General features: G+C 55.7%; 1 protein-coding gene. It reads left to right on the forward strand.

Annotated elements, in window-relative coordinates; all coding sequences use genetic code 11:
- Positions 1 to 843, forward strand: an 843-nt coding sequence (locus tag KCR01S_RS23605; protein WP_082767983.1) for an IS3-like element ISEcl1 family transposase, incomplete at its 5' end; no start/stop codon positions are given.
- Between the last annotated feature and the right edge of the window lie 37 nt (positions 844 to 880).

Here is an 880-nt window from a genome sequence, read left to right on the forward strand (position 1 = left end):
ATAGCCATGGTCAGCCGGACCATGGGCGTGTCGCGTGCGCAACTGTCACTGCGGATTAACCGTTCTGCCGACTGGCAGGACAGGCGCTGTAACCGGCGTAATGAAGAAGCAGACGCAGAAATACTGTCGGCTATCCTCAACATTATCAGCGATATGCCGAGTTATGGTTATCGACGCGTGTGGGGCATCCTGCGCAAGCAACGTCGCACAGAGGGACAGCCACCTGTGAATGCCAAACGGCTTTACAGGATAATGAGCGAGCATAACCTGTTGTTGTTGCATCACAAACCAGAGCGACCGAAGCGTGAACATAAGGGCAAGATAGCGGTGGCAGAAAGCGATATGCGCTGGTGTTCAGATGGCTTCGAGTTCGGCTGCGACAACGGCGAAAAACTGCGGGTAACGTTCGCGCTGGACTGCTGCGACCGTGAGGCCATAGACTGGGCAGCAAGCACGGGAGGCTATGACAGTTCGACCGTGCAGGATGTGATGCTGAGGTCGGTGGAAAAGCGCTTCGGCGACAGGCTGCCCGACACAGCGGTGCAGTGGCTGACGGACAACGGTTCAGCATATACCGCGCATGAAACGCGGAGGTTCGCCAAAGAGCTGAATCTGGAGCCATGTACAACAGCGGTGAGCAGCCCGCAGAGCAATGGCATGGCCGAACGGTTCGTGAAGACGATGAAGGAAGACTATATCGCGTTCATGCCGAAACCGGATGTGAGAACAGCCCTGCGAAACCTTGCAGCGGCGTTCACGCATTACAATGAAAATCACCCGCATAGTGCGCTGGGATATCACTCTCCGAGAGAATACCGGCGGCAGCGGGCATCGTTAACTTAAGATACAAAAGCTGTCCGGAAATGGCGGGTCAAGATCA

This window comes from Kluyvera cryocrescens NBRC 102467, from assembly GCF_001571285.1.
In the GTDB taxonomy this organism is placed as follows: domain Bacteria; phylum Pseudomonadota; class Gammaproteobacteria; order Enterobacterales; family Enterobacteriaceae; genus Kluyvera; species Kluyvera cryocrescens.